Origin of the sequence: Rhodococcus sp. CX (assembly GCF_015865005.1) — a bacterium.
Lineage (GTDB): Bacteria > Actinomycetota > Actinomycetes > Mycobacteriales > Mycobacteriaceae > Rhodococcus.
Map to the genome: position 1 here is coordinate 3,538 of NZ_JADZGH010000225.1, position 9,531 is coordinate 13,068.

2 protein-coding genes are annotated in these 9,531 nt (G+C 70.0%); both read left to right on the top strand.

The window, feature by feature from the left end; translation table 11 throughout:
- Nucleotides 1-4,777: non-ribosomal peptide synthetase (locus tag I0Q12_RS25210; RefSeq protein WP_231611415.1), on the top strand; the 4,777-nt coding region annotated here is incomplete at its 5' end.
- Nucleotides 4,778-9,531: non-ribosomal peptide synthetase (locus I0Q12_RS33890; protein ID WP_231611416.1), on the top strand; the 4,754-nt coding region annotated here is incomplete at its 3' end.

The window sequence follows — 9,531 nt, forward strand, 5'->3', positions numbered from 1 at the left end:
CTACAACATCCCGATGGCGCTGAGCCTGACGGGCCGCCTGGACGTGGCGGCGATGCGTGCCGCGGTGGCCGACGTGGTGGCCCGGCACGAGGTGCTGCGCACCGTGTACCCGGAGAACGCGGGTGCCCCGGTGCAGGTCGTTCTGCCTGCGGCCGAGGCGGTCCCGGATCTCGAACCCGTGGTGACCACGGAGTCGGAGCTGCCGGGCCTGCTGGCCGAGCTGGCGGCGACCGCGTTCGACGTGACCACGGCGGTGCCGCTGCAGATCCGCCTGTACAGCCTCTCCGCGGAGCGGCACGTCCTCGCGCTGGTCCTGCACCACATCGCGGCCGACGGTTCCTCGATGGGGCCGTTCGCGCGGGATCTGATGACCGCCTACGCCGCCCGTCTGGACGGTCGTGCGCCGGACTGGAATCCGCTCGCGGTGCAGTACGCCGACTACGCAATCTGGCAGCGGCGGCTGCTCGGTGCGGAGGACGACGAGGCGTCGCTGATCTCGAAGCAGATCGGTTACTGGCGCGAGGCCCTGGCGGACGTGCCCGATCAGCTCGAGCTCCCGACCGACCGGCCGCGCCCGGCGACCCAGTCGTTCCGGGGTGGACGGGTCACGTTCGAGATCGACGCGGAGCTGCATCAGCGGCTCGGTGCGGTCGCGCGCAGCGGCAACACCACGCTGTTCATGGTGGCCCACGCCGCGTTCGCGGTCCTGCTCGCGCGCCTGTCCGGTACCCACGACATCGCCGTCGGTACCCCCATCGCCGGTCGCGGTGAGCGGGCGCTCGACGACCTCGTCGGCATGTTCGTCAACACCCTCGTCCTGCGGACCGGTGTGCGTCCGGAACTGTCGTTCGGCGAGCTGCTCGAAGCGGTCCGCGAGACGGACCTGAACGCATTCGCGCATGCGGATGTGCCGTTCGAGCGGCTGGTCGAGGTGCTGAACCCGCAGCGCTCGACGGCCCGCCACCCGCTGTTCCAGGTCGGGTTCTCCTTCCAGAACCTGTCCCGCACCTCGCTCGAGCTGCCGGCCCTGACGGTGTCCGGTCTCGAACTCGACACCGGCGTCGCGCAGTTCGACCTGCAGTTGTTCCTCACCGACCGGTACGACGACGCGGGAGCACCGGCCGGGATCGACGCGGTGTTCAGCTACGCGACCGATCTGTTCGACGAGGACACCGTCGCGTCGTTCGCCGGCAGGTTCGTGCGGGTTCTCGAATCGATCGTCACCGATCCGGCAGCGCCCGTCGGCGACATCGAGATCCTCGCGCCGGACGAGCGTGGCCGGATGCTCACCGAGTGGAACGACACGGCGCGCACCGTTCCGGACGCGACACTGGTGTCGCTGTTCGACGCCCAGGTCGCCGCGACGCCGGACGCCCCGGCGATCGAGGACGAGACGACGACGCTGACCTACCGCGAGTTCGGTGCCCGGGTCGCACGGCTCGCCCGCCGCCTGATCGGCGCCGGGGTCGGCCCGGAATCGTTGGTGGCGTTGGGGATGCGTCGTTCGATCGACCTCGTGGTGGGCATGTACGCGGTGTCCGCGGCAGGCGGCGCCTACGTGCCGATCGATCCCGATCAGCCCGCGGAGCGCACCGAGTACATCCTCGACACCGCCGACCCGGTGTGTGTGCTCACGAGCGCGCGCGACGGATTCGCGGTGGACGGCAACCGTGCGGTGGTCCTCGTCGACGACCACGTCGGCGCGTCCGGCGCGGAAGCTCCGGTCACCGACGCCGAACGTCTCGCACCGTTGCATCCGGACAACACCGCGTACGTGATCTTCACGTCCGGTTCGACCGGCCGGCCCAAGGGCGTCGCCGTCTCGCATCGTGCTGTCGTCAACCAGATGCTCTGGAAGAAGGCGGAATTCGATCTCGGCTCCGGGGACGCGGTGCTACTGAAGACCGCGGCCACGTTCGACCTGTCGGTGTGGGAGTTCTGGTCGGCGCCGGTGTCCGGTGCGCGCCTGGTGGTCGCCGAGGCAGGCGGTCACCGTGATCCGGCCTATCTCAACGAACTGATGCGCAGCCGCGGCGTGACCACGCTGCACGCGGTGCCGTCGATGATCGAAGCATTGACGACGGAATCCGGTGGGGCACTGCCCTCGTCGTTGCGGCGCGTCCTCGCCATCGGTGAGGCACTGCCTGCGCACCTCGCGCAGACCGTGCGGTCCGGGAACCCGAACACGGCGCTGTTCAACCTGTACGGGCCCACCGAGGCCGCGGTGTCGGTCACCAGTCACGAGGTGACCGAGCACGACACCGCGACCGTCTCGATCGGCGGACCGGAGTGGAACACCCGGCTGTACGTGCTCGACGAGCGGCTGCGGCCGGTCCCGTCCGGTGTCCTCGGCGAGCTGTATCTCGCCGGTACGCAGCTGGCCCGGGGCTACTTCGGGCGCCCGGATCTGACGGCGGAACGGTTCGTCGCAGACCCGTTCGGCCCGGCCGGAAGCCGGCTGTACCGCACCGGCGACCTCGTCGCCTGGACCGACGAGGGCACCCTCCGGTACGTCGGGCGCACCGACTTCCAGGTGAAGGTCCGCGGATTCCGGATCGAGCTCGGCGAGATCGAGGCGGTGCTCGCGGCGCATCCGTCCGTGGCGCAGGCCGTCGTGCTCGTCCACCACGACGATCGGCTCGGCGATCAGCTGGTCGCCTACCTGGTTCCGGTCACCGGGGCGGATCTCGTCGTCGACGACATCCGTGCCGAGGCCGTCCGCGGCCTGCCGGGCTACATGGTGCCGGCGGTCTTCCTCGTGCTCGACGCGCTGCCGCTGAACATCAACGGCAAGCTCGACCGTAAGGCGCTGCCGGAACCGGTGTTCGAGGCCAAGGAGTTCCGTGCCCCTGCCACCCCGATCGAGCAGATCGTGGCCGGGATCTTCGCGGAGGTGCTCGGGACCGAGCGGGTCGGTGCCGACGACGACTTCTTCATGCTGGGTGGCAACTCGCTGCTCGCGACGCAGGTGACGGCACGGATCGGTGCGGCGCTGGATACGACGGTTCCGGTCCGGGCGCTGTTCGAGGCGTCGACGGTGTCGGCGCTGGCGGCTCGTGCGGAAGCCGGCGTGGGATCGGGAGCGCGACCGGCGCTGGTCGCACGGCCGCATCCGGAACGGGTGCCGCTGTCGCTCGCGCAGCAGCGGATGTGGGTGCTCAACCGGATGAATCCGGCGTCCGCCGCCTACAACATCCCGGTCGTGCTGCGGCTGTCGGGCCTGCTCGACGTGCCGGCGCTCGGTGCTGCGGTGCGGGACGTCTTCGACCGGCACGAGGTGCTGCGGACCCGTTACCCGGACACCGACGACGGACCGGTGCAGGAAATCCTGCCGGTCGCCGACGCCGCGCCGCACCTGGCGCCGGTGGAGGTGTCGGAGGCGTTGCTGCCGACCAGGATCGCCGAGATGATCGGTACCGGGTTCGACGTCACGACGAGTGCGCCGGTCCGAGGCCGGTTGTTCTCGGTCAGCCCCACCGATCACGTGCTGGTCATGGTCGTCCACCACATCAGCGCGGACGGGTTCTCGATGGGCCCGCTCACCCGGGACGTGATGACGGCCTACGCATCCCGTCTCGACGGCGAGATGCCGACCTGGTCGCCGTTGCCGGTCCAGTACGCCGACTACGCGCTGTGGCAGCGGGAGATCCTCGGTGACGAGAACGACCCCGAGTCCGCGGTGGCGCGGCAGCTCGACTACTGGTCGTCCACGCTCGCCGGCGCCCCCGAACTGCTCGAGTTGCCGACGGACCGGCCGCGGCCCGCACGCGCCTCCATGCGCGGCGCGGAGTACGAGTTCGCGCTGGATGCGAACCAGGCCGAACTGCTGGACAAGGTTGCGCGCGAGCACAACTCGACGGTCTTCATGGTGATGCACGCCGCCTTCGCGGTGTTGCTGTCCAAGCTGACCGGGACCGGCGACATCGTCATCGGAACGCCGACCGCCGGTCGCGGTGAGGCGGCGCTCGACGATCTGATCGGCATGTTCGTCAACACTCTGGCCCTGCGCACGGAGGTCGAGTCGAGCGCCGGGTTCGTCGATCTGCTCGCCCAGGTCCGCGACCGCGACCTCGGGGCGTTCGGCAACGCCGACGTGCCGTTCGAGCGGGTCGTCGACGCGCTCGGCCGCCGCCGGACCGCCGCGTACTCGCCGGTCGTCCAGGTGCTGTTCGCGTTCCAGAACATGGCGCCGCGGTCGCTGCAGCTGCCGGGACTCGAGGTCTCGGTGGTCGAGGGCAACTTCGACCAGGCGAAGTTCGATCTGCAGCTCAGCGGCGGCGAGATGTTCGACGAGCACGGTCGCCGTGGAGGCATCCGGCTGCTGTTCACGTACGCCACCGACCTGTTCGACGAGGAGTCCGTCGCCCGCTTCGCGAAGCGGTACCTGCGGGTCGTCGACGCGGTCACCGACAACCCCGGCGTCGTGATCCGCGAGATCGACATCCTCGACGACGAGGAACGCGCGAGCCTGACGCCGCAGCGGAAGCTCACTGCCGCGGACCTGCCCGAGCTGGTGGCGGCCGCCGCGGCAGCCCGGCCCGACGAGATCGCCCTGACCCACGGCGACGCCACCGTCACCTTCGGTGCGTTGAACGACAAGCTGGTGTCGGTCGCCAAGGCGATGGGGGCGACGCTCAAGCCGGAGGCGCAGGTCTCGGTGGCCCTGTCCGGTCTGGTTCCGGGAATCCTCCCGGCCCTGGGCGTCGACGGATACGCCGCACTGATCGAGTCACTCATCACCCAAGCGCAGAGCTTGGCGACACAGAGGAAAAGGTAGATGTCGGTTCGGAAGCCCGGTCAGGAATCTCTCACCATCGAGGACCTCCCGCGGCTGATTTCAGAGGTGGCGGCGGTAGCGCCCGAGCGGGTCGCGCTCTCGCACGGTGACACCGCCGTCACCTACGGAACGCTCCACGACGAACTGACCGTTCTCGACACCGCGATGGGCGGAGCGCTCGGTCCGGACGCCCTCGTTCCGGTGGTGCTGTCGAACCTCGTTCCCGCCCTGCTCGAATCCGAAGCGGACGGTGGCCTCGCCGGTGTCGTCGAGACCCTCATCTGCGACACCGGTGAGGTCGTCGACGTGCCCGTCGTCGCCCGGGCGGCCGACACCCTGCCGGCGCTGTTCGAGGAGCAGGTCGCCCGCACGCCGGATGCGATCGCCCTCGAGTTCGAGGGGGAGACCCTCACCTACGCGCAGTTCGACGCCGCCGCCAACCGAATGGCCCGCTACCTCGTCTCGATCGGCGTGGGTCCGGAGACGACGGTGGGCCTCGCGATCCGCCGATCGCTGGATCTGCTCGTCGCCATGTACGGCATCGTCAAGGCCGGCGGTGCCTACGTGCCGCTCGACCCGGACCACCCGGCCGACCGCATCGCGCACGTCCTCGCCGCAGCACGTCCCGTCGCGGTCCTGACGACCTCGCGCGACGGAATCGAGGTGCCCGCACACGTTGCGCTCCACGAGGTGGATCGGCTCGACCTGACCGGTTTCGACGAGGCTCCGCTCGCGGACGCCGACCGCACCGGTCCGCTGCGCCCCGACAACACCGCCTACATCATCTTCACGTCGGGCTCGACGGGCCTGCCCAAGGGTGTGGCCGTCGCGCATCGGGCCATCGTGGCGAATCTGCGCTGGCGTCAGCGCGAGTACGGCTTCACCGAGGCCGACGTCATCCTGCAGAAGACTCCGTTCACGTTCGACGTCTCGGTGTGGGAGTTCTTCTGGCCGTTGCAGGTCGGAGCGCGCCTGGTGATCGCGGTGCCCGACGGTCATCGCGACCCCGAGTACCTCGCCCGCACGATCGCCGACCGCGGTGTGACGGCACTGCACTTCGTGCCGTCGATGCTCTCGGTCTTCGTCGCGGAGCCGCTCGCTTCCCGAACCGATTCTCTCCGTTACGTTTTCGCGTCCGGCGAGGCGCTGCCTGCGCAGACCGTCGCCCGCTTCCACGAGATCAGCTCGGCAGAGCTGCACAATCTCTACGGTCCCACCGAAGCCGCCGTCGACGTCACCTACTACGCGACCGCACGCGGCGACAGGACGATCCCGATCGGCGCCGCCGTCGACGAAACCGGACTGCACGTGCTCGACGACGCGCTCCGGCCGGTCCCGCCCGGCGTCCCCGGCGAGCTGTACCTGTCGGGTGTCCAGCTCGCGCGCGGCTACGTCGCCCGGCCGGATCTGACCTCGGATCGTTTCGTCGCCGACCCCACCGGCCGCAACGGCGAACGCATGTACCGGACGGGTGACCTCGTCCGGCGCCGCCCCGACGGACAGCTCGACTACATCGGACGCGTCGACTTCCAGGTCAAGCTGCGCGGACTGCGCGTCGAACTCGGCGAGATCGAAGCGGCGATCCTCGGACGGGACGACGTGTCCCAGGCCGTGGTGGTCGTGCACTCCGATCCGGTCACCGGCGACCACCTCGTCGCGTACGTCGTCGCGACGGGGGGAGTCACCCTCGACACGGCCGAGCTGACCGCGACCGCCCGCGAGCGGCTCCCGGACTACATGGTTCCGAACCTGTTCGTCCAGCTCGACGAATTCCCGCTCAACGCCAGCGGAAAGCTCGACCGCAAGGCGCTGCCCGCCCCGGACTTCGCGTCCGCGCGGGAGTACCGCGAACCGTCGACGCCCGCCGAACAGGCGGTCGCGCAGATCTTCGCGGACCTCCTCGGTGCGGAGCGGGTCGGCGCCGACGACGACTTCTTCGAGCTCGGCGGCAACTCGCTCATCGCGACGCGAGCCGTCGCCCGGATCAACTCGCGGTTCTCGGTGCACGTCGAGGTCGGGGAGTTCTTCGACGCGCCCACCGTGGCCGATCTGGCGCGACTCGTCGACGAGGCCGCCGACCGCGGAACCAGGCCGCGGCTTCCGTTGCGTCCGATGCCGCGTCCCGACCGGGTGCCGCTGTCGCTGGCGCAGCAGCGCATGTGGTTCCTCAACCAGCTCGAACCCGACTCCGCGGTCAACAACATTCCGTTCGCGCTGCGGCTGTCCGGGCTTCTCGACCGGCACGCCCTGCAGATCGCGGTGGCCGACGTGCTCGCGCGGCACGAGGTGCTGCGGACGGTGTACCCGGAGGTCGACGGCGTCGGCTACCAGAAGGTCGTGCCGACCCGCGAGGTCATCCCGGACCTGAGCCCGGTGGCCGTGTCGGAGAGCGAGGTCGCCGAGCGGATCGCGGAGAAGATGGCGGCACCGTTCGACGTCACCCAGCGGGTGCCGTTCTGGGCGGGGCTGTTCGAGATCAGCGCGACCGAGCACGTGCTGGCGTTCTCCGTGCACCACATCGCCGGGGACGGCTTCTCGATGGGTCCCCTCACCCGGGACGTCATGACCGCCTACGCCGCGCGGTCGGCGGGGGAGTCCCCCGACTGGCAGCCGTTGACGGTGCAGTACGCCGACTACAGCATCTGGCAGCGGGAGATGCTCGGTTCGGAGGACGATCCGGAGTCGGTCGCGGCACGCCAGATCGACTTCTGGAAGCGGGAACTCGCAGATCTGCCCGACGAGCTTCCGCTGCCCACCGACCGGCCGCGTCCGGCGGTGGCGACCAGCCACGGTGACCTGCTGCGGTTCTCCGTGGACGCGAAGCTCCGGAACCGGCTGAACGCGGTCGCGCGGGACAACAACGCCACGCTGTTCATGGTCGTGCACAGTGCGCTGGCCGTACTGCTGTCGCGGCTGTCCGGCTCGCGCGACATCGCAATCGGTTCTCCCGTCGCGGGCCGTGGGGACGTCGCGCTCGACGACCTGATCGGCATGTTCGTCAATCCGCTCGTCCTGCGCTCGGCGGTCGATCCCGCCGAGCAGTTCACCGAACTGCTGTCCCGGGTCCGGGCATCGGACCTGCGGGCCTTCGCCCACGCGGAGGTTCCGTTCGAGCGGCTTGTCGAGGTCCTCAATCCGGTCCGGTCGCAGTCCCGGCATCCCCTGTTCCAGGTGGCGCTCGCGTTCCAGAACATGGACAACACCCGGCTCGAACTGCCGGGTCTGACCGTCAGCGGCGTCGAATTCGACTACGACCTGGCGAAGTTCGACCTGCAGGTCACGGTTGCGGACCATCCCGACGGCGCCGACAACGGTCTGCTCGTCGAGATGTCGTACGCGACGGACCTGTTCGACACCGCGACCGTCGAGTCGATCGCCGCCCGCTTCGTGCGGGTGCTGGAAGCGGTCGCGGCGGATCCCGCTGCCGTGGTCGGTGACATCGAACTGCTCGACGCGGCCGAGCGCGACGCGCTCGTGGCAGGTGTCGACGCGATGCGGCACGCCATCGACGCGTCAACGACCTTACCGGCGCTGTTCGAGGCGCGCGCCGCGGACAACCCCGGTGCGGTCGCCGTGGTGTCCGGCGGGCAGAGCCTGACCTACGGCGAGTTCGCCTCCCGGGTGAACCGGCTCGCGCGACGGCTGGTCGCGCAGGGCGTCGGGCCCGAGGTGCGGGTCGCGCTGGCCATGCGCAGGTCCGCCGATCTCGTGGTGGCGATGTACGCGGTGCTCACCGCGGGCGGCGCCTACGTGCCCGTCGACCCGGATCAGCCCGCCGACCGGATCGACTACATCCTCGACACCGCCGCGCCGCTGTGCGTGCTGGTGGCCGACGCCGCCGACGCCGAGCGGTTCGGCGACCGGACCGTGCTCGTCGCCGGCGACGACGATCCGACCGTCTCCGACGCACCCGTCACCGACGCCGACCGGCGATCGGTGCTGCGTCCGGACAACACCGCGTACGTGCTGTTCACCTCCGGCTCGACGGGCCGCCCGAAGGGTGTGTCCGTCGCGCAGCGCTCCGTGGTGAACCAGGTGCTGTGGCTCACGGATCGCTTCGGGATCGACTCGTCCGACGTGGTGCTGCTCAAGACCCCCGTGACCTTCGATGTTTCGGTGTGGGAACTGTTCTGCACACTGATCGCCGGTGCGCGCATGGTGATCGCGGAGCCGGACGGGCACCGCGACCCCGTCTATCTCGCGCAGTTGATCGACGATCAGTCGGTCACGATGGTGTCGTTCGTGCCGTCGATGCTCGGTCCCTTCGTCTCGGTGCTCGGGTCCGGGGGTGCCGCGTCCCTGCGTGCTGTGCTCGTCGCCGGTGAAGCGTTTCCGCCGTCCGCCGCCGCCCAGGTGCACGCGGCGATTCCGGGGGCCGCGCTGCACAACCTGTACGGCCCGACCGAGTTCACCGTGCATGCAACCGAGGCCGCGGTGCGGCCCGACGCCGCCGTGACGATCGGTCGTCCGGTGTGGAATTCCGGTGCGCTGGTGCTGGATTCGCGTCTACGTCCCGTGCCGTTCGGGGTCGCGGGTGAGCTGTACCTGTCGGGCGTCCAGCTCGCGCGCGGGTATCACGGCCGGGTCGACCTGACCGCCGACCGTTTCGTCGCCGACCCGTACGGTGCGCCGGGCGAGCGCATGTACCGCACCGGTGACCTCGTCCGCTGGACTCCCACGGCCGGTGGCGAACCGGAACTGGTCTACATCGGCCGCACCGACTTCCAGGTGAAGTTCCGCGGCCAGCGCATCGA